This window comes from Shinella yambaruensis (assembly GCF_022899355.1).
Lineage (GTDB): Bacteria > Pseudomonadota > Alphaproteobacteria > Rhizobiales > Rhizobiaceae > Shinella > Shinella yambaruensis.
In genome coordinates this window covers 21,945-38,675 of the sequence record NZ_JALJCK010000026.1, presented here as the reverse complement: position 1 = coordinate 38,675, position 16,731 = coordinate 21,945, and the positions used below count along the sequence as shown (strand labels likewise).

The 16,731-nt window shown below is 62.9% G+C and carries 27 protein-coding genes; 18 read left to right on the top strand and 9 right to left on the bottom strand.

Features of this window, described 5'->3' with window-relative positions; genetic code table 11:
* Positions 1–186 precede the first annotated feature (186 nt).
* Positions 187–453, top strand: coding sequence for a hypothetical protein (locus MUU56_RS31970; protein ID WP_245083075.1), 267 nt, complete (start codon positions 187–189; stop codon positions 451–453).
* A 1-nt stretch (position 454) separates the two neighbouring features.
* A complete protein-coding gene (locus MUU56_RS31965) occupies positions 455–784 on the top strand; it encodes a helix-turn-helix domain-containing protein (protein WP_245083072.1) in 330 nt (109 codons plus the stop codon).
* Here MUU56_RS31965 and MUU56_RS31960 read toward each other — a convergent pair.
* The 8 genes from MUU56_RS31960 to MUU56_RS31925 all read right to left on the bottom strand — a co-directional run bounded on the left by MUU56_RS31960 (position 781) and on the right by MUU56_RS31925 (position 3,644).
* Positions 781–1,299 (bottom strand): hypothetical protein, encoded by a 519-nt coding sequence (locus MUU56_RS31960; RefSeq protein ID WP_245083069.1) that lies wholly within the window; start codon positions 1,297–1,299, stop codon positions 781–783. The genes MUU56_RS31965 and MUU56_RS31960 overlap by 4 nt on opposite strands.
* A 230-nt stretch (positions 1,300–1,529) precedes the next feature.
* Positions 1,530–1,892, bottom strand: coding sequence for a hypothetical protein (locus MUU56_RS31955; RefSeq protein WP_245083066.1), 363 nt, complete (start codon positions 1,890–1,892; stop codon positions 1,530–1,532).
* Positions 1,882–2,421 carry a hypothetical protein gene (locus MUU56_RS31950; RefSeq protein ID WP_245083063.1) on the bottom strand — a complete coding sequence of 180 codons (540 nt, stop codon included), beginning with the start codon at positions 2,419–2,421 and terminating at the stop codon, positions 1,882–1,884. The genes MUU56_RS31955 and MUU56_RS31950 overlap by 11 nt, the downstream gene beginning before the upstream one ends.
* Positions 2,414–2,752, bottom strand: coding sequence for a hypothetical protein (locus MUU56_RS31945; protein ID WP_245083060.1), 339 nt, complete (start codon positions 2,750–2,752; stop codon positions 2,414–2,416). Before MUU56_RS31945 ends, MUU56_RS31950 begins: the two co-directional genes overlap by 8 nt.
* Positions 2,745–3,008 carry a phosphopantetheine-binding protein gene (locus MUU56_RS31940; protein ID WP_245083057.1) on the bottom strand — a complete coding sequence of 88 codons (264 nt, stop codon included), beginning with the start codon at positions 3,006–3,008 and terminating at the stop codon, positions 2,745–2,747. The genes MUU56_RS31945 and MUU56_RS31940 overlap by 8 nt, the downstream gene beginning before the upstream one ends.
* Entirely contained in the window at positions 3,005–3,217 is a 213-nt protein-coding gene (locus tag MUU56_RS31935; protein WP_245083054.1) for a hypothetical protein, read from the bottom strand. Before MUU56_RS31935 ends, MUU56_RS31940 begins: the two co-directional genes overlap by 4 nt.
* On the bottom strand, positions 3,214–3,384 hold the full coding sequence (locus MUU56_RS31930) for a hypothetical protein (RefSeq protein ID WP_245083050.1): 171 nt from the start codon (positions 3,382–3,384) through the stop codon (positions 3,214–3,216). The genes MUU56_RS31935 and MUU56_RS31930 overlap by 4 nt, the downstream gene beginning before the upstream one ends.
* A gap of 62 nt (positions 3,385–3,446) precedes the next feature.
* Complete coding sequence (locus MUU56_RS31925; protein WP_245083047.1) at positions 3,447–3,644, bottom strand: hypothetical protein; 198 nt, start codon at positions 3,642–3,644, stop codon at positions 3,447–3,449.
* A 200-nt stretch (positions 3,645–3,844) separates the two neighbouring features.
* On the opposite strand from MUU56_RS31925, the gene MUU56_RS31920 reads away from it, so the two are divergent.
* On the top strand, positions 3,845–4,090 hold the full coding sequence (locus tag MUU56_RS31920) for a hypothetical protein (RefSeq protein ID WP_245083045.1): 246 nt from the start codon (positions 3,845–3,847) through the stop codon (positions 4,088–4,090).
* Here MUU56_RS31920 and MUU56_RS31915 read toward each other — a convergent pair.
* Entirely contained in the window at positions 4,087–4,800 is a 714-nt protein-coding gene (locus MUU56_RS31915) for an XRE family transcriptional regulator (RefSeq protein ID WP_245083043.1), read from the bottom strand. The two genes, MUU56_RS31920 and MUU56_RS31915, sit on opposite strands and share 4 nt — an antisense overlap.
* 55 nt (positions 4,801–4,855) lie before the next feature.
* Between MUU56_RS31915 and MUU56_RS31910 the strand changes: the two genes are divergently transcribed.
* From MUU56_RS31910 to MUU56_RS31840, 15 genes are all read left to right on the top strand, one after another.
* Positions 4,856–5,059: a transcriptional regulator gene (locus MUU56_RS31910; RefSeq protein WP_245083041.1), complete on the top strand. Its 204-nt coding sequence runs from the start codon at positions 4,856–4,858 to the stop codon at positions 5,057–5,059.
* 324 nt (positions 5,060–5,383) lie between these two features.
* Positions 5,384–5,890, top strand: a complete 507-nt coding sequence (locus tag MUU56_RS31905) for a hypothetical protein (RefSeq protein ID WP_245083039.1) — start codon at positions 5,384–5,386, stop codon at positions 5,888–5,890.
* 38 nt (positions 5,891–5,928) lie between these two features.
* Positions 5,929–6,144, top strand: coding sequence for a hypothetical protein (locus MUU56_RS31900; protein ID WP_245083037.1), 216 nt, complete (start codon positions 5,929–5,931; stop codon positions 6,142–6,144).
* 1 nt (position 6,145) lies between these two features.
* The gene (locus MUU56_RS31895) at positions 6,146–8,308 is read left to right on the top strand and encodes a hypothetical protein (RefSeq protein ID WP_245083035.1); all 2,163 of its coding nucleotides are present in this window, start codon (positions 6,146–6,148) and stop codon (positions 8,306–8,308) included.
* On the top strand, positions 8,305–9,114 hold the full coding sequence (locus tag MUU56_RS31890) for a hypothetical protein (RefSeq protein ID WP_245083032.1): 810 nt from the start codon (positions 8,305–8,307) through the stop codon (positions 9,112–9,114). The genes MUU56_RS31895 and MUU56_RS31890 overlap by 4 nt, the downstream gene beginning before the upstream one ends.
* Positions 9,111–9,647 carry a hypothetical protein gene (locus tag MUU56_RS31885; RefSeq protein ID WP_245083029.1) on the top strand — a complete coding sequence of 179 codons (537 nt, stop codon included), beginning with the start codon at positions 9,111–9,113 and terminating at the stop codon, positions 9,645–9,647. Before MUU56_RS31890 ends, MUU56_RS31885 begins: the two co-directional genes overlap by 4 nt.
* Position 9,648: 1 nt before the next feature.
* Entirely contained in the window at positions 9,649–9,975 is a 327-nt protein-coding gene (locus MUU56_RS31880; RefSeq protein WP_245083026.1) for a hypothetical protein, read from the top strand.
* Positions 9,972–10,325 (top strand): helix-turn-helix domain-containing protein, encoded by a 354-nt coding sequence (locus MUU56_RS31875; RefSeq protein ID WP_245083023.1) that lies wholly within the window; start codon positions 9,972–9,974, stop codon positions 10,323–10,325. The genes MUU56_RS31880 and MUU56_RS31875 overlap by 4 nt, the downstream gene beginning before the upstream one ends.
* A gap of 106 nt (positions 10,326–10,431) precedes the next feature.
* Entirely contained in the window at positions 10,432–11,151 is a 720-nt protein-coding gene (locus MUU56_RS31870; protein ID WP_245083020.1) for a hypothetical protein, read from the top strand.
* Positions 11,135–11,812 (top strand): transcription termination/antitermination protein NusG, encoded by a 678-nt coding sequence (gene nusG / locus MUU56_RS31865; protein ID WP_245083016.1) that lies wholly within the window; start codon positions 11,135–11,137, stop codon positions 11,810–11,812. Before MUU56_RS31870 ends, nusG begins: the two co-directional genes overlap by 17 nt.
* Before the next feature lie 176 nt (positions 11,813–11,988).
* Positions 11,989–12,312 carry an HNH endonuclease gene (locus MUU56_RS31860; protein WP_245083013.1) on the top strand — a complete coding sequence of 108 codons (324 nt, stop codon included), beginning with the start codon at positions 11,989–11,991 and terminating at the stop codon, positions 12,310–12,312.
* A gap of 279 nt (positions 12,313–12,591) precedes the next feature.
* A complete protein-coding gene (locus MUU56_RS31855) occupies positions 12,592–13,026 on the top strand; it encodes a P27 family phage terminase small subunit (RefSeq protein ID WP_245083011.1) in 435 nt (144 codons plus the stop codon).
* Positions 13,010–14,827 (top strand): terminase large subunit, encoded by a 1,818-nt coding sequence (locus MUU56_RS31850; protein ID WP_245083009.1) that lies wholly within the window; start codon positions 13,010–13,012, stop codon positions 14,825–14,827. Before MUU56_RS31855 ends, MUU56_RS31850 begins: the two co-directional genes overlap by 17 nt.
* Positions 14,827–16,095, top strand: coding sequence for a phage portal protein (locus MUU56_RS31845; RefSeq protein ID WP_245083007.1), 1,269 nt, complete (start codon positions 14,827–14,829; stop codon positions 16,093–16,095). Before MUU56_RS31850 ends, MUU56_RS31845 begins: the two co-directional genes overlap by 1 nt.
* Positions 16,079–16,663 carry an HK97 family phage prohead protease gene (locus MUU56_RS31840; protein ID WP_245083005.1) on the top strand — a complete coding sequence of 195 codons (585 nt, stop codon included), beginning with the start codon at positions 16,079–16,081 and terminating at the stop codon, positions 16,661–16,663. The genes MUU56_RS31845 and MUU56_RS31840 overlap by 17 nt, the downstream gene beginning before the upstream one ends.
* Positions 16,664–16,731 lie beyond the last annotated feature (68 nt).

The following is a 16,731-nucleotide window of genomic DNA, read 5'->3' as shown; positions in this document are numbered from 1 at the left end:
TGGCCTGGTGCTGCCACTCGTTTTCGCCGTCGGTGATGATAACGCAGAGGTAATCCTTCATTCCGCGCGCCCCTCCGTTGCTGGGGTGGTGGTGAAATTACCGGTTGACGACATACACTTTTCGTGTATATTGATAATCACAAACGCGGAGGGATTGGCCCACTGCAAGAGGTTAGGAGACCTGCAATGATCATCATCGCTTCCCATGGCTTTTCCTTCGGCGTCGAAACCGAGAACACCCACAACGGTCACTGGACCGACGAAGCTGCCGCGAAGGTCAAGGCTACGCTCGACAGCATGGGTTTTGACCGCGTTGCTGACGTCCATGCCAATCTCAAGGCCGTCGCAGCGGGCGCGGAAGATGAGCTTTCCGACGACTACAACGATGCCTGCAACGCAGGATGCCTCATCAACGAGTACCCTGACTTCATCGTCACGATGACGGCGTACTAAGATGGCGACCTTTAAATCCGCTATTTCGCTGTGCGGCCTCTCCCAACAAGGGGCCGCAGATTTCTTGCAGGTCAGCCTCGACACGATCAAGTCGTGGTGCTCGGGCAGGGCGAATCCATCGCGCGGCGTCTGGCTGCAACTGGCCAGCCTCTTCCGCCAGATCGAGGAAGCGGCTGACGGCGCTGCCGACATCATGGATCTCGAAGGCATTGATCCGCGTGCATGGAACAACCTTGAAGCCGACCTAACCGACGATGCCTTGCCCACTGAAGGAGCAATGCAAGCCGCTGGCGCCATGGCGTTGCTTATGGTCTTGGCGGAAGACATCTAAGCCCCCTTCGGTACTATGGCGATTGGCGGCTCGATCGGATTGCCCTCGGCATCGACAGTGTCGATGTAGAGTTCCGGCTCGGTCTCGATCGCCGCGCTACCGGGGTCAAAAGGTCCAAGTGTCGGCACAAAAGCATCTAATTCGCCGCTGGCCGCTAGTCGCTCGCTGCCTAAAGCCTGCATCGCCGCGGCGACCGCCTCATAAAGGCGCCATAAGCCCGGCAATCGCGGCATCGCTGCCCTTTGCTCATCGTCCAAACGGAGAATTTGCTCGATCAAGGCGCGGCCTGCATGTGTCAGGTTTTGCAGATGTTTTGAACCATCATCGTGTCGGGCATCAGCCTGACTTGTCGCAGTTTTGGAGCCTCGGGCTTCCATGGCCTTGATCACCTCGGCGGCGGCGTGCTCGCTCGGAGCTTTTGCGACGGCGCGCTTGGTGATTTCGTAGATCGTCCACATGCCGTCATCGAGCATGTAGAGCGTCTTATCGTAGGTCCTCACCACGTCGGCGAGCATCTTGGCGTTCGATCGCGGGCATGCCTCACTCATCGGCCTGACCTTTCGATTTTGAGGAGGTGGGTCCGGATGGAGGATCGTAGTCTGGATAATCGTAGCTCGGGTCGATCCAACCTTCGCCGCCGCAGTCCTCGCAGTCCTGATCGTCTAGGCCGCAGATGCAGTCGCCCGGCCAGCACTCGCAGTGGAAGTAGCCTCGGCCGCCGCAGGCCGTGCACCTCGTGAGCCGGTCAGCCATGGTCGGAACCTCCGGATGTTCCTGTGGGGGCGGCAAGCGCACGGATACCTTCGATGATCTCTTCGAGCTCGTAGACGTATTCCTCGCCGTTGCCGGGATATTCGACTGTGCCCGTGTCCGGATCGGTAGAGCCGTGTTCCGAGACGTAGTCATGCAGGCGCTTTTCGACGAAGCGAGCGGTTAGCTCGATACCCATGGCAATGGCGGTTTCCGAGAAGTTGCGCAGGATCTCGGCCAACTCCTCAGAGGTGATAAGCAGGTGCTCCGGGTAATCATCCGGCGACGTGCGATCATCCCATTCGTTCACGGACTGAACGACACAGGCAATCTCCTGCTCCAGCTTGTCACTGTGCATCGGACGATCCTTTCGTGTTCAGGGTGTCCATCAGCTCGCCCCCCGCGCAGAGAACGAATTTCGGAGTTTCGTCGGCAGGCTCGAAGCGGAACGGAATGGTGTCCTGCCAAGCCCAGCACTCGACCGTGTACGAGCCGGGCGGCAGAGGATTGTCGCCGTCAGAGAATATGTCCTCGCGGTTCCCGACCCGGATCAACTCCGAAAGTTCGTCAACAACGTCCTCATATTCCCAGTTTTCCAGTCGGAAACCTGGGTGACCGTCGAATTCAGGAAGGTCGGCGTAGTGGGTTCCGTCCTCGCGGATCGTCAGGACGAAATCGCCGTATGTGGTCAGACGTGCGAAATTGACGATCTGGCCCGGCTCAAGCGGCTCGTTGAAATAGACTGCCGCGTTAAAATCCTCATCAGGATCAACCAATCGCCAAGTCTCGCCATCGGTTCGCGCAAACGCTTCTGGCGTGTCGCCGAGCGGGTTCACCTCGTCGAGCCAAGCGGTCGGGCAATAGCGCGGGTTTGCGATTTCAGACATCGGCTGATCCTATTGAAGGTTTGGTGGAGACTGGCCGCTCCCAACTCCAGCGCTCGACGTCGCCGAGCTGGTCCCATGGCTTGCGCGGCGTGCCGTCGTGGTAAAGTGGAGCGGCAGCGATGGAGGCTTCATAGGCCACCCGGCCGCGCAGGGCGGGGTTTTGTCGAACATCCAGATCGCGATGCGAATTCTGGCGCTCGGAGACCAATGCATTCGACACGATTGCAATAATTGCGTCGGCTTCGCCTTCGCCCTCTGCGACCAGCGCGAAAAACTCGCATGACGCGGACCCGGCCTTGACCTTAATGTCGGCGGGTATCGCGTCACTCATCGGCCTGACCTTTCGATCCGATGGCGTCTTCGACGAACGCCACCACGTTGCTGATTGTCCGCCATTCGTCCGAGGAGCCAACCGGAACAAAGATCCCGAATTCCTCCTCCACCAGCAGCTCCAAGGCCACTTCGTCGAGGCTGTCGAAGCCGAGATCGTCGCGAAGATGGGCGGCGCGTGTGACCTTCGACATGTCGATGTCAATGCCCGGATAATCGGCAATGCCTGACTTCAAGCGGTCAAAAACGTCGCTCATGCGTGATCTCCGGACCTTGGCGTTGCGGTGGCGGGCGGTTCGAAGGCGTCCCAGTCCCTCGGGGCGGCGATCTTCTCGCCGGGCGCGGAGAGCCGTGCGGCCATGTCCGCCAGCTGGCGGGCCTCGCGTTCAAGGCGGCGGCCTTCCTTGACGCCCTTGCGGAACGCCGCCTGAAGGCGCTTGCGCTCGTATTTCGATTGCCCGTTCATGCGCGCGCTCCGGTCAGGATGCGCACCTTCGACACGATGCCCGGGTGGCGGCGGCGGGCCTTCTGCTCGGCCTTGAGGCTGTTGGGCGCCTTGGTGACGACGCTCAGGCCGCCGATGAACTCGACGCGGAACAGCGGTTCGGTTTTCCTGGCTGGGGCAGGGTGCATGGTGGCCTTCCTTCCGTTTGGGAAACCGCGCCACGCGGCGCGGAAACCGAAGCGGAAGGCTTTCAGGCGGCGAGGCGGTCGGCCCGGCGCGTGGCCTCGCGGGCGGCGGCGGCGCCGTAACGGTCGATCTGCTCGGGCGTGAAGCGCCGCAACAGCTCGTCGCGGGTGCAGCTGCCGTTGTCGATCATGAAGGCTGCCATTTCCGCCTGGATGTTGCGGGCGATGGCGGTAACGGCGGGGGTGGCGTGATGCGTCTGCATGGGGTGTCTCCGTTCAGGGTTGCCGGAGAGATCGGCCGATGCAACGGCCTCACCCGTCCGGGAGGAACGGGGCAAAGGTAGTTTTTACCTACGTAGGCGTCAAGGGGCTTTTGTAGGTGTGCCCTACATTAAATAGGACTCGACTCTGATTCGTTTTTGAGTCTAGATGAGAACAGAAAAAGAACAAAGGAGCGTTGCAAATGGTCACGTATTTCGTCGTTCAATCGTTCCAGCGCGGAAACAAAGGCATGCTCATTCCCGAGCCTCCGCGCGAGGCTCGCGACAAAGGTCACTGTGAGCGGATGGCCAGGGCACTTGCTGAGAGGAGTGCGTCCGTGATCGCGTTCAGCCGGTCAGGCGACCCGGATATAGGGGCTTGGGATGACGCCGTGATCATTGCGCAGTACGGCGAGGACCCGGCCGAACTCTTGGAGACTGTGAACTAGCGAGCGTCGTATTTGCCGACGACGCGATGACAAACAGGCCATTCATGCCTGTATTCTGTGAACTCACGCGGCGGATTGTACTGCTGAAGCTGCCACTGTCGTTCGCTCCAGCCGTTCAGCTGCTTGATGATGGCCTCGACATCCCCGCCATGCGGCGGGGTGTGATAAAGGATAACGTTTTTCTGTCGGGCAGGCGGCAAATGAGGGTTTATTAGGGCCATATCCCCCGGCCAGAATGCTGGGATCATGGATTCTCCCACAATCAGAAGGCCGTAACCGCCCTTCACGTTCTCAAGTTCAGCGGGCCGCTTAACGTAGTCGATCGCATCGAACGTGATGATGACGTGGCCGTCTCCGCCCATGGCGCCAGTATACAAGGGCATCTTCCCGGTTCCGAGCAACTGCCCTCCCGGAACAAGTGAGACTTTGGGGAGAGGGGCCGCGCTGGTTCCGGGGCTTTGCGGCGGCGGCTCACCAACTCCGTCCAGTAGCCAAGCCTCCGTCACACCATATAGGCGCGCCAAAGCCGGAAAACGGTCGACGCTAGGGCGCGTCTCTCCGCTCTCCCAAGTTGAGACGTTGTTGCGCTTGATGTCGAATTCGGCCGCCACCTGATCTTGCGTCAGGTTTCTTGCTTTGCGCGCGTAGCGGAGACGGGAGCCGAGCGTTGTCAATTTGTCCATAACAAAGTTGTAGCTAACGGCTACCATTTTGCACCTACGTAGGCTGTTGACATGCACCGTAGGCATAAACTACGTTATGCGCATGATTGAGATCGTTGAACTTGCCGCCGAAAAGGCTGGGGGGGCTGTAGCCCTCTCGCGGGAGTTGGGCATCAAGCACAGCTCGTTGCATTCATGGCGGCGTGTGCCGGCGGCGCGCGTTCTCGATTTTGAACGGATCACAGGAATTTCCCGTCACGTCATCCGCCCCGATGTTTTTGGACCACATGAGGACGGCGGCCAATGAGGTATTCCACTTTTGCAAATGACGCCCGCCAGCCCGCCGCTTGTGGCCGGTGCGCGCGTGGCCCTGCCGGCCCTGTCCGCTTCCTCCCAAGCCCGGCAGGGCCTTCCCATTCGCGCCGGGGTTTTTCCTCTCCCGTTGGCGCGGCCAGCCGGCCGGGGCGGTTTGCGGACCTGCCGTCCCGGCCGGTTCTTGCGATGTTGCGTGCATGCGGGCCTCCCTGACCTGATGCCCTGATCTTTCAACGATTTCGATATTTCCCGCCACGGGAAAACCCGACCGGATTTCCCGTGGCGGGAATGCTTTTTCTTTGCCTGGAGACTGGATATGCAGGACACGCTTACGAATGCCTGGTTCTATCAGCTGAAGGCCGGCAACCGGCTGCTCATCAAGAAAAACGGCGGCATCGAAAGCGCCGCCGATATCACGTCGCTTTCCAAGAGCCAGATCGGCCGTTGCCACAACGATACCGATCCCGAGCTTCTGCCGATCCCGGCCGTGCTGCGGCTGGAGGCGGAATGCGGCGAGCCGGTCATCACCCGCATCATGGCCGGGCTGCACGGCCGGAAGATCAGCGAGCCGGACAGCGCCGGCCCGGACGGCGAATGCCTGCTGCGCGCCAATGCCGAGCTGACAAAGCTCTTCGGCGAATACGGCGCGAATATCGGCATTGCCCTGTCCGACCTTCATGTCTCGCCCGCCGAGGGCGCGCGGGGCATCAAGGATTTGCAGGCGGTGCGTGATGCGATCGACGATGCCATTCGCATTCTCGCCGGCACGCGGGCGACGGGCGGCGCCTCGATCGTCCCGATCCGCATGGGCGGGGAGGGCTGAGGATGCGGGCGCACCGGGCATGGCCGGAATCGCCCATCGTGGCCGAGGCGATCAAGCCGATCAGCGATCCCGCGCGGGACTTCCTGCGCTCCGTCCGGATCGGCGGCGGGCGTATCACGATTGCGGCGGGCGCGGAGGGCCGCGCGCTGGAATGCCGGCAGGCCGGATATCTGCATATCAGCGAAGACGGCATGATCGGGCGGCTAACCGGGCTCGGGCAAGCCTATCTCGATCGCCTTATGCGGGCGCACTGACATGACGGCGCTGGCGATCCTCCCCGAACCGTCCGCCGTCGAAACCCTTCCCGCGCTGGCCGAGAAAATCGAGCTGGCGCGGCGGCTTTTCGAGGATGGCGACGTGAAGACCGCCTTCGCGCTTTCCGAGGCGACCTATGACGAGGCGAAAGCCGCCGCCGCCTTCGCCTCGCGCATGAAGCTGAGCGAGGCAATGCGCGACAAGGCGCGCACGATGGTCGGCCTTGCGCTGGAGATCTCCACGCATGCCGAGATCGGCATCGCCAACGAAATCGACCGGGCGAAAGAGGCGGGCGTCATGGTCGCGCGCGGCCGGCCGAAAAAGGGTGACACGAATAACCTTTTGCGGCTGGAGGATTTCGGCGTCTCGAAAGAACGTCTTTTCCACATCCGCAAGATGCGCGAGGCGGAGGCCGGCGATCCCGGCTTCATCAAGCGCACGATCTCGGCGGCGGTGAAGAACGGGTTCGAGCCGTCACGGGCGAACCTGCGCGCGGCGATCGGCACGGCGAGCGCCGGCAAGGACGCGCGCGGGGCGAATTTTTATCAGACGCCGCGCGTGGCCGTGCTGTCGCTGCTGGCGCATGAGAGCTTTACCGAAACCATCTGGGAACCGGCCTGCGGGCATGGCGCCATCTCCGCCGTGCTGGAGGAGAAGGGCTATTGCGTCGTGCTCTCCGATCTCGTCGACCGGGGCACGATCTCGGCGGCCGGCGCGGTCCAGTCGGTCGGGGATTTCCTGCACAGCCGGCCGGCATCGGCGGGCGAGGGGCCGGATATCGTCACCAATCCGCCCTATGGCGAATGCCTCAATGCCTTCGTCACGCATGCGCTGCGCGTGCACAAGCCGCGCAAGCTGGCGCTGCTGCTCAACCTGAATTTCCAGTGCGGCTTTGCCGACGAGGACCGCAATTTCGTGATGGACCTCAACCCGCCCTCGCGGGTCTATGCCTTCAAGCGGCGCCTGCCGATGATGCACCGCGAAGGCTATGAGGGCGAAAAGGCCTCCAGCCGCATGAATACCGGGTGGTTCGTCTGGGAGCGCAACGCGGACGGCAGCTATGGCCGTTCGGACGGCTGGATGCTGGCGCGGCGGATCGACTGGGCCGAGCATGCCGGCGAGGACTGCCTTGAGCCGGGCGAGGGCGGGCAGGCCTGCGATATCGGTTTCGACGAATTCGCGCGCGAGACGCCGCGCCGCACGCTCGACGAGCGGCTTGACGAACGGCGCGACGAGGCGCGGGCATGGATACTGCAGCAAGCGCATTTCGACCGGCCGGCGCTGCGCCGCGCCATCGGCATTCGCGACGGCGATGCGGCCGCGCTGCTCGGCGAATTCCTTGCGGAAGGGCTGATCGCCGGGCCGGATGAGGGGGATCGTTACCGCCCGGTGACGGGCCGGGAGGCGGCGGCGGAAACGCGGGCAGACAGCGTGCTTGATGCTGTCCTTGCGTCTGGTCTGGTTCCGAACCAATTCCTGCTGGAGCTAAATTCCGGCCTCACGAATGACCGGCCGTGCGCGTTGCCATCGCGGCTATTTCGGTTTCCGGTGGAATTCATCCCGGCTCGCCGGCTGGACGGGGCGGAGAGCCGATTGGTGTTGCGGCACCCCGATCTCTGGGCCGTTGCCGATGTGGTCCCGTTCCTTGAGGACATTCATGCAAAAGCGGGAATTCGTGTTGAGTGGTTGGCTCCGGAGGTCATTGGCCGGGATGTCGGCGAGCGTTGGCGCTGGCTCCATGCCGTTGATCTGTGCACCGACAAGCATTGGAAGGGCCTGCTGGCGACCAAAAACTTTACCTATCCGGACTGTATCTTCCGCGCCGTGCGCATCGGCCTTTCAGGCAAGGACTTGTCCGTGAAGAACGCCCGGGCGATCATGGCGGAGCTGGGGAGCGAAGAGCCTGCCGGGCGCAGCGAGGAAGGATTGCTCGGGAAAGGGCTCTGGCCCTACCGCGCCGGGAAGAAAAAATACATTGCGCCGAATATCGGCCTAGATGGCGCCGCCTCGGCCTGGCTGACGATCCACGGCATAGAGGACGGTTGGCTTGCCTATGTCGGTGGCATGTTGAGCGTGACGGCCGAGGGCATGGCGCGGCGCGCGCGGGGTCCGGTCGCTGACGAGCAGGCCAGCCTGCCGATGATTGCCGGGGGTGCTGCATGACAACTCCGCTACTTATGTCGTTCATAAAACAGGCTTTAGATGATCGGGGCGGACTGACTGGCGCAGATCGACGGCTTTTCTCTCAGGCGGCCGATTGTCATTGCTTTGAGCTTTCCGAGGTATGGAATGCGGTAACGGAGATGGCCCATGATATTGAGGTGGGCGTGTATGATGTTGGCTTCGAGCAGACGTTTTTGCCGGCTCCAAGGACTTGGATAGAGTGCCGCTGGCACGGCTGCCGCTACGGGTTTATGCTTGAGGAAGGCGCTGATGGCATCAGATACACCTGTGTAATAAAAGGTCTTCCAGAGTATCTAAAATCCTTCGGAAAAGATGAGGGATACGATCTAGATAAATACGATGATGAAATCATCGTAAGCGAGGGGCGAGCGCTTGTTCCGCGCCTCTCGCTTGTCTCTTCTCTATCGATTGAGCGCACCAACGGCGCGGACAGCTTTGATGTCTTCCAAATTTACGTTGCTCTCTCTCTAATAAATACTCCTAAAATTATTGGCCGACGCCAGCACATGCCCCATAGGGCGCTCGAAAAAAGGCTCCTCAAAGAGCGAAAGAACATTGGGAAATTTCCCCTTCACGCTTGGACTGAAATAACGCTGCGAATTACTCCGCCTAAAGACTTGTCTGGCGTCGATAGCTGCGAGGCGCATCTAACCGGACAGAAGGCGCTGCATTTTTGCCGGGCGCATTTGCGTGTCCGTTGCGGCCGAGTAGAGATTGTTCGCGGTCATTGGCGCGGCGACCCCTCTTTGGGGGTGAAGCGCTCTCGCTATCGGGTGACGACATGACCCCCCTCCCGTCCCTGGAGCGCGACAAGGCCGCTTTCGCGCGCCTTGCCGATATCGCCGAGCGCATGCAGGGCCGCCAGTGGGGCATGTCCTCGGATGGCGAGCGCGTTCACCTGACGACGACACGCGGCGGCGGGGAGGAGGTGACGATAGGCACCTTCACCGCCGATGCCCTTTCCGATGAAATCGACCTGATCGCCGGCGCGCTCGACGATCTTCTCTGCTTCATCCGGTTGCGGGCGCGGGCCGTCGAGGAATTCCGCGAACTGCGCCGGCAGCTCGCGCCCGGCGACAGGGTGTTGCGGGACGGGGATTTCGCGGCCAATGCCGCGATGCTCTGCGCCGAGCGGCCGTTCCAGCGCTTCCTCGAGGAGAGGGGCGAGGGCGGGCCGGTGCGCGACAAGGACGCCGCCGACGCGCGGCTGAAGGTGCTTTTGAACATCGCCTCGAAACGGCAGCTCAATGACGAGCCGGAGGCGCAGGCGCGCTGGGTCTCGCTGCGCGGGGACTATCATATCTGGATGAGGGGCTAGGATGGGGAAGGGCGATCTTCTGCCGATCACGGAAATCTTTGCCGGGCTTTGCACGCATAAGGAGCGGGCGCGCTGGCTGCTGTCCACGCCGCTGGATGTCATCCTTCGCGATCATCGGGCGATTTCCGCGATCTGCAAGCGGGCGGATTTCCGCCTCGGCTCGGCTTACGTGTCCGTCGAGCTGGCCGCGCTCATGGCCGTGCGCCGGGGCGGGGACGTGCCGCTCTGGCATCGCAACATGGTGGCCACGGTTCGCTGTGTGCTGCGGCAGGAGGCGGGCTATCCGCTCGCCTCAAGGTACTGGCTTCGCAGGTGGAAATTCTGGTGAACGGCAAATCGAAAAAAGGATCCTCGCTCGCCTTGCGCTGGCGCAACGCGCTTGCCGATTCGGCGCTCGGCAGCAATGCAAAGCATGTGCTGAAGGAAATACACAGCTTCATGAATGCGGACGGCCGGCAGGCTTTCCCGACCATCGCCATGCTGGCCCGGCGCACGAGCCTTTCGGAAAAGACCGTCCGGACGCATCTCAAGGTAGCAGAGGATGCCGGGTGGATCGACGTGCAGGAAGGGCGCTTCCCGGGCAAGCGCTGGCGGCGGTTCACCTATTCGGCGCGGTTCCCCGACCAGGCTTCCGAGGTGGGGGAAATGGGGCAGGAAGGTGCGGTAAATGACGGATGAAGGTGCGGTAAATGGGGGCGCTAAGGTGCGGTACGGCTTACCGCAGCATAGAATCTCTCCAGAGAACTCTCCAAATAACTCTCCAACCACGCGCGCGCATGCCGGGGTGGACCGCAAGCGGATTCGGGCCAGCTTTCTGCGCTGGATATCCTCCTGGCCGCGATGGACCGACCGCGACGATCTTGCGGCGCGGAACATATGGTTCGACGAGCTGGCCGACGCCGACCGTGCCGACTGCATCGCCCTGACGCCTGCCTATCTGCGCATGACGCCTCGCCCGCCGGCGCCGCGCGTCTACCTCAAGCGGCGGCTGTGGCGGACGGTTCCGGCCTCGGCGCGCCGTGCGGCCGCCGTGCTGGAGCCGGCGCCCTATGGCGGAAAGCTCTGGATGGCATCCCTGTTCTGGCTGCTGCTGGAGCCTCCCGTCGAGCACATCCACGTCACGGCGTTTGAGCTGGAGTGGGTCAGGAGCGGGCGCGAGACCGAGGAGGAGCTTTTGTGCCGCAAGCGTGTCGATTTTGGCTGGCCGCGCGCCACGACGATGATCAACGCGGCGTGCTTGCAGCACCTCGACGCGGGGCTGTTGCCCGCCACGGACGGGTGGCGCGGGGCGGAATGGGGCGGCGCGCTCGCGCAGGCCTGGGAGCGGATGCACGCAAGGCGCTGCTGGCCCTGGCTGAGGGTCGCCCCGCCGCAAGGGTATATCTGGCTGCCGGCCTTGCCGGATGGCTGTGCCGACGACGACAGGGTTGAGGCGGCGCATGCTGCCTTTTCCGAGCGCGCATTCGAGCTGATGAACGGGGACACTGGTGCGGAAGAAAACTGATTATCGCGTGATCGCGGAGAATGAACTCTCTGCGGGCGAGCGGGATAGGCTTGACGGCCGGCAATCCTCGGCCGCTGCGGCCCGTGATCGGCATGCGGCGCTCGTTGCCTGGGCGAAGCGGGATCGACCGGGCTTTGAGACGCTGGCGCGCTGGGTGGTCGCGACATGCCGTGTCGGGCGTGAAGTTGAGGCGAGTGATTCTCTCACGGCGGCCGGCATTGAATGCTGGTGCCCGCGTGAACGCCTTCGTGCCCGGCCTCGCCGCCGCCTTCAGGCTGTGGATATTTTCCGGCCCGTCTTTCGCGGATACATCTTCGTCCGTGTGATCCCGGATCGATATTCCTATGCTGGTTTGCTGTCGGCAGCCCGCTTGCGCGGCCTGATGTGTGACGGTGGCCAGCCCTATCTGATGCCCCCGGCGCTGATGGAGCGGCTTATGCTGGCGGCGCTGGAACGCGAGCGTAAACAAGAGGATAGTGAAAACCTGCCGCCGCTGCCTGATCTGGTGGGGAAGCGCGTCACGATACGCTCCGGGCCGTTTGCCGAATTCGCCGTGACGGTTCGGCGGCTGCTGTCCAAGCGGCGGCAGGTGGTTGTCGAGATCCCGATCTTCGGAGCGATGAAGGAGGTTCCGCTCGATGTTGACTTAATCCACCTTTGAGGTTAGCCCTTGAGCCTGCGAGATGACCGGGGCGTCTGATGCTCCCTTGGGATTGATGTTCTCCCCCGGCCTCGCTCTGACCGTTCCACCTTCGGAACATCGATTCAGGGCCAGTGCGACAGCTATGCGAAGACGACAACAGGCGGCCGGATGGCCGCCTTTCCTGTTCTAAGGGTATGGGCGATCAACGTTCCGACGAGGCGCGCGAGTGGCGCGGCTGGTATTCGCTGGCGCGCTGGCGGAAACTCCGTAAGCATCAACTGTCGATCGAGCCGCTATGCCGGATGTGCAGGCTGCAAGGCCGCGTCACCCGCGCCACCGTCTGCGACCATATCGAGCGGCATAACGGAGACCCCGAAAAGTTCTGGGGCGGACCGTTCCAGTCCCTCTGCAAGACCCATCACGACGCCACCAAGCAGGCCGAGGAGCATCGGGGCTTCTCGACCGCGATAGGCGCCGATGGCTGGCCCATCGACCCCGGACACCCCGCGAACCGTTGAGCGGTTCATAACAGGTCAAGCACTATCCCGCCCGTTCCCGTGAAACATTCCGTGAAACATTCGCGAGTGTGGGAAACCCCGACCCAAAAATTTCCGAGTGTGGAAAAACCCGACCCAAAAAAATCGGTCCATGGGCCGAGGGGGAGGGTCAAAAATTTGCCCCGACGCAACCGCACACCGGCGCCACTCATTCTTGTGTGGGGAGTGGGAATTGGAGGCAAAAAGCCACTCTGTTCAAGGGGTTAGACCATGAAGGGGCGGAGGCCGAACAGTGAGAACGTGGTGCCGCTCAAGGATGAGGGGCAGGGTTCGAATTTCGAGGCGCGGGCGCGGGCGCGGGCCGAGGAGCTGAAGCCGGAAGGGCTGTCGTTCACGGTGCAGGCGATCTGGGATCGCCTCGCCCCGCCGCTCTGCGATCCGCGCAAGGGGCGGCTGAACGAGGGCAACGTGTTCATGTTCGTGTTGCTCTGCAAGACCATCGACCGGCACGAGCGCCTTTACATCGACGTGATGGACAACGGCGAGACCTACGAAAGCCAGACGCGCAACGGCCACCAGCTCAAGAGCCGGCCGGAAGTCGGGCAGCTCAACGAGACCTGGCGCCAGATACGGGCGCTGGCCAGTGACTTCGGGATGACACCTGCGGCCGAGCGCGGTTTGAACGCGGCCGGGCAGCTTGGATTTGATTTCGGCGGCGATGACGGTTTCGACTGATCTCGAAATTCCGGACGTGTCCTATGAGGACGATCCGGTGACGGCATGGGCGGCGGATGTCCTGCGCGGCGCGATCGTCGCGGGCCCGCATATCCGCAACACCTGCCGGCGCCACCTCCTCGACCTCAGGGACGGCCCGGCGCGCGGCCTCCTCTGGGACCTCGACGAGGCCAAGCGCCGCATTCGCTGGTTCCAGACGAAATTGCGGTTGAACGGCGGGCAGTTCGAAGGCCGGCCGTTCATGCTGCATCCGAGCCAGGCCTTTCGCGTCGGCTCCATCTTCGGCTGGAAGTGGAAGGATACCGGCCTTCGCCGGTTCCGCCGCGTCTATGACGAAGAGGGCAAGGGCAACGGCAAGTCGCCGTTCCTGGCCGGCGTCGGCCTGGTGATGCTTGTTGCGGACGGCGAACCGCGCGCCGAGGTCTATGCGGCGGCGGCGAAAAAGGACCAGGCGCAGGTGCTGTTCCGCGATGCCGTTGCGATGCGGGAGCAATCGCCGGAGCTGGCGAAGCGGATCTCGCCTTCGGGCGAAAACCCCGTCTGGCAGCTCACCTACCGCAGCAAGGGCGGAGACCGGCGATTCTTCAAGCCGATCTCCTCCGACAAGGCGCAATCGGGTCCGCGTCCGTCCTGCGCTCTTTGCGACGAGGTGCACGAGCATCCGAACCGCGACACGATCGACATGCTCGAACGCGGCTTCAAGTTCCGCGAACAGCCGCTTCTCGTCATGGCGACGAATTCGGGTTCGGATCGCACCTCGATCTGCTGGGAGGAGCATCAGCATGCGGTGAACGTCGCGGACGGCATCACCCAGGATGACACGACTTTTTCTTTCGTCTGCTCGCTCGACGAGGGCGACGACTGGGAAAACGACCCCTCCTGCTGGGTGAAGGCAAACCCCCTGCTCGGCGTGACGGTGACGACCGAATATCTGCAAGGCGTCGTCGACCAGGCGCGCATGATGCCCGGCAAACGAAACGGCATCGCCCGGCTGCACTTCTGCGAGTGGACGCAATCCGTCAACGCCGCCATCCGGCGCGAAGCCTGGGCCGCCTGCCAAAAGCCCGTCGATCTGGAAGCGATGATCGAGGGCGGCTATCCCTGCTATGGCGGCCTCGACCTGTCGCGGACGCGGGATTTCACGGCGCTGACGCTGACATGGGTGCTCGACGACACCAAGGATGCTGAAAAACTGGCATCGAAAACGTGGTTCTGGACGCCCGCCGACACGCTCGCCGATCGCGCGGGGACGGACCAGGCGCCCTATCTCGTCTGGGAGCGGCAGGGGCATATCGAAGCGGTGCCCGGCCAGCGCCTGAAATACGCCTGGCTGGCGGATGCGCTCATGAAGATTTGCGCACGGTTCGCGCCGCTCGAAATCGCGGCCGACCAGTACGGCCTTGAACGGCTCGCCGAGCACCTGACCGATATCGGTGCCGTGCTGCCGCTGACCGTTCACCCGCAGGGTTTCCAGAAGCGCGTGATCGACCGCGACAAAGGGGCGCCGGAGGGCGAGCAGGAAATCTACCTCTGGATGCCGCACTCCATCAACATGCTGGAAAATGCGCTCTACGAGCAGCGCATGCAGATCGACCCGAATCCGATGCTCGATTTCTGCGCCGCCAGCGTCGTCTATGCCGAGAACCGCACCGGCCATCGCATGTTCGACAAGGAAAACGCCTTCGGGCGCATCGACGGCATGGTCTCCAAGGCGATGTCGGTCGGCATCGCGCTTTGCCGGACGCCGGCCGCTGCGCCCGCCTCCCCCTGGGACGATCCGAACTTTAGCTTGGTGAACTGATGAACCTCTTCGGCTTGAAATTCGGTCGCGAACAGCGCTCGGGGAGCATCGAAAACCCGGCTGTTCCCGTGTCGCTGACGAATGAATTCATTGCGCATTTCGGGTTGTCCTCGGCAGACCTGCCGCCCGTCACCATCGACAGTGCGCTGACGGTTCCCGCCGTTCTGTCGGCCGTTGCGTTCCTGTCGCGCACGCTGGCTTCGGTGCCCTTGCACGCGTTCCGCAGCACGAAGGACGGTCCAGAGAAACTGACCGGCAAGACGGCGACGACCTTGCACGATGCGCCGAACGACCTGATGGGGTCCTTCAAGTTCCGGCAATATTTCTGGCAGCAGGTCTTTACCGGCGGGCGCGGCCTCGCGTGGATCGAGCGCAACGGTCAGGAAATCGAAGCTTTGTGGCTTCTGGATCCGCGCAAGACGACGGTCAAGCGATCCGGTTTCAGCATCGTGTATCGGCATGGCGGGCGGGAATACCCGGCGGCTGACGTGATCGACGTGCCGTTCATGCTGAAGCCGGACCAGCTGTCGCATTACGGTCCCGTCTCGCTGGCGGCGAAGGCCATCCAGCTTGCCCTTGCCATGAACGATTACGGGGCGAATTTCTTTGCCGGCGGCGGCGTTCCTCCCCTCGCGCTGTCCGGCACGCTTCCGGAAGGGGCTGCCGCTCTCCAGCGTGCCGCCAAGGATGTTGACCGGGCGATCCAGTTCGCAAAGGTTAACAAGCTGCCGATCATGCCGATCCCGGCCGGGCACACGCTGTCACCGGTCGGGTTCGACCCGCAAAAAGGCCAGATGACCGATGCGCGGCTCTTCCAGATCCAGGAGATCGCGCGCGCCTGGCAGATGCCGCCGGTCTTCCTGCAAGACCTTTCCAAGGGCACTTTCGCCAACGTGGAGCAACAGGACCTTCACCTCGTCAAGCACCTGATCGGGCAATGGGCGAAGGCCTTTGAGGATGAGCTCAACCTCAAGCTCTGGGGGCGTTTCGAGAGCGGGCGCTATGTCGAGCACAATCTCGATGGCCTGATGCGCGGCGATTTCAAGAGCCGGATCGAAGGCATCGCGCGGGCCATCCAGACGGGCCAGATCACGCCGAACGAAGGCCGGGCGCTGGAGAACAGGCCGAAACATCCCAATCCGAACGCGGACGAACTGCTGGTGCAGGGGGCGACGGTTGTGCTCGGGCAGCAACCGGAACGCGGCATAGGCGACAATGGCGGCCCGCCACTCGACGATGGAGAGAAGACGAATGACGCAGCAGCGTGAAAAGCGCGGCGGCATCCGCGCAGAGGTGCGGGCCGACGAAACCGGGGTCAAGGTTTCCGGCTATGCCGCCGTGTTCAACCAGGAAACCAATATCGGGGACTATTTCCGCGAGGTCATCCTCCCCGGTGCGTTCCGCAATGCGCTCGGCTCGACCGATGTCCCGTTCCTGATCAACCATTCCGGTCTGCCGCTCGCCCGTACGCGGTCGGGCACGCTGAAACTGACCGAGGACAGCCACGGGCTGCGGATCGAGACGGAACTCGACGGCGGCGATCCGGACGTGCAGCGCATCGTGCCGAAGATGCGGCGCGGCGATCTCGACAAGATGTCCTTTTCGTTCCGCGCCGTAAAGCAGCGTTGGGACGATACCCAGACGCCGCCGCTGCGCACCGTGGAGGAGGTGGAGCTCTACGACGTGTCGATCGTCACCGAGCCCGCCTATGAGGGAACCGATATCGGCCTTCGCAGCCTTGAGGCCTCGCGCACCGAGGCCCGCCGGCAGCACAACGCCGCCGCCTTCGCGCGGCGCAAGGCGGAAGCCGAAAACCGGTTCCGCAAGATTTCCTGATTTCACCCGGCCATTCGCCGGAGGGCGAGGAACGCATCCCGCTTCCCGTCTCCACCGCCCGCATGCGG

Bases quoted from the DNA above. Each gene is read 5' to 3' on its own strand.
- MUU56_RS31950 (WP_245083063.1), bottom strand. From the start codon at position 2,421: ATGTCTGAAATCGCAAACCCGCGCTATTGCCCGACCGCTTGGCTCGAC.
- MUU56_RS31890 (WP_245083032.1), top strand. From the start codon at position 8,305: ATGACAACTCCGCTACTTATGTCGTTCATAAAACAGGCTTTAGATGAT.
- MUU56_RS31905 (WP_245083039.1), top strand. From the start codon at position 5,384: ATGCAGGACACGCTTACGAATGCCTGGTTCTATCAGCTGAAGGCCGGC.
- MUU56_RS31895 (WP_245083035.1), top strand. From the start codon at position 6,146: ATGACGGCGCTGGCGATCCTCCCCGAACCGTCCGCCGTCGAAACCCTT.
- MUU56_RS31965 (WP_245083072.1), top strand. From the start codon at position 455: ATGGCGACCTTTAAATCCGCTATTTCGCTGTGCGGCCTCTCCCAACAA.
- MUU56_RS31940 (WP_245083057.1), bottom strand. From the start codon at position 3,008: ATGAGCGACGTTTTTGACCGCTTGAAGTCAGGCATTGCCGATTATCCG.
- MUU56_RS31860 (WP_245083013.1), top strand. From the start codon at position 11,989: ATGGGCGATCAACGTTCCGACGAGGCGCGCGAGTGGCGCGGCTGGTAT.
- MUU56_RS31850 (WP_245083009.1), top strand. From the start codon at position 13,010: ATGACGGTTTCGACTGATCTCGAAATTCCGGACGTGTCCTATGAGGAC.
- MUU56_RS31945 (WP_245083060.1), bottom strand. From the start codon at position 2,752: ATGAGTGACGCGATACCCGCCGACATTAAGGTCAAGGCCGGGTCCGCG.
- MUU56_RS31925 (WP_245083047.1), bottom strand. From the start codon at position 3,644: ATGCAGACGCATCACGCCACCCCCGCCGTTACCGCCATCGCCCGCAAC.
- MUU56_RS31920 (WP_245083045.1), top strand. From the start codon at position 3,845: ATGGTCACGTATTTCGTCGTTCAATCGTTCCAGCGCGGAAACAAAGGC.
- MUU56_RS31930 (WP_245083050.1), bottom strand. From the start codon at position 3,384: ATGCACCCTGCCCCAGCCAGGAAAACCGAACCGCTGTTCCGCGTCGAG.
- MUU56_RS31845 (WP_245083007.1), top strand. From the start codon at position 14,827: ATGAACCTCTTCGGCTTGAAATTCGGTCGCGAACAGCGCTCGGGGAGC.
- MUU56_RS31910 (WP_245083041.1), top strand. From the start codon at position 4,856: ATGATTGAGATCGTTGAACTTGCCGCCGAAAAGGCTGGGGGGGCTGTA.
- MUU56_RS31960 (WP_245083069.1), bottom strand. From the start codon at position 1,299: ATGCTCGCCGACGTGGTGAGGACCTACGATAAGACGCTCTACATGCTC.
- MUU56_RS31915 (WP_245083043.1), bottom strand. From the start codon at position 4,800: ATGGTAGCCGTTAGCTACAACTTTGTTATGGACAAATTGACAACGCTC.
- MUU56_RS31935 (WP_245083054.1), bottom strand. From the start codon at position 3,217: ATGAACGGGCAATCGAAATACGAGCGCAAGCGCCTTCAGGCGGCGTTC.
- MUU56_RS31970 (WP_245083075.1), top strand. From the start codon at position 187: ATGATCATCATCGCTTCCCATGGCTTTTCCTTCGGCGTCGAAACCGAG.
- MUU56_RS31840 (WP_245083005.1), top strand. From the start codon at position 16,079: ATGACGCAGCAGCGTGAAAAGCGCGGCGGCATCCGCGCAGAGGTGCGG.
- MUU56_RS31880 (WP_245083026.1), top strand. From the start codon at position 9,649: ATGGGGAAGGGCGATCTTCTGCCGATCACGGAAATCTTTGCCGGGCTT.
- MUU56_RS31885 (WP_245083029.1), top strand. From the start codon at position 9,111: ATGACCCCCCTCCCGTCCCTGGAGCGCGACAAGGCCGCTTTCGCGCGC.
- MUU56_RS31955 (WP_245083066.1), bottom strand. From the start codon at position 1,892: ATGCACAGTGACAAGCTGGAGCAGGAGATTGCCTGTGTCGTTCAGTCC.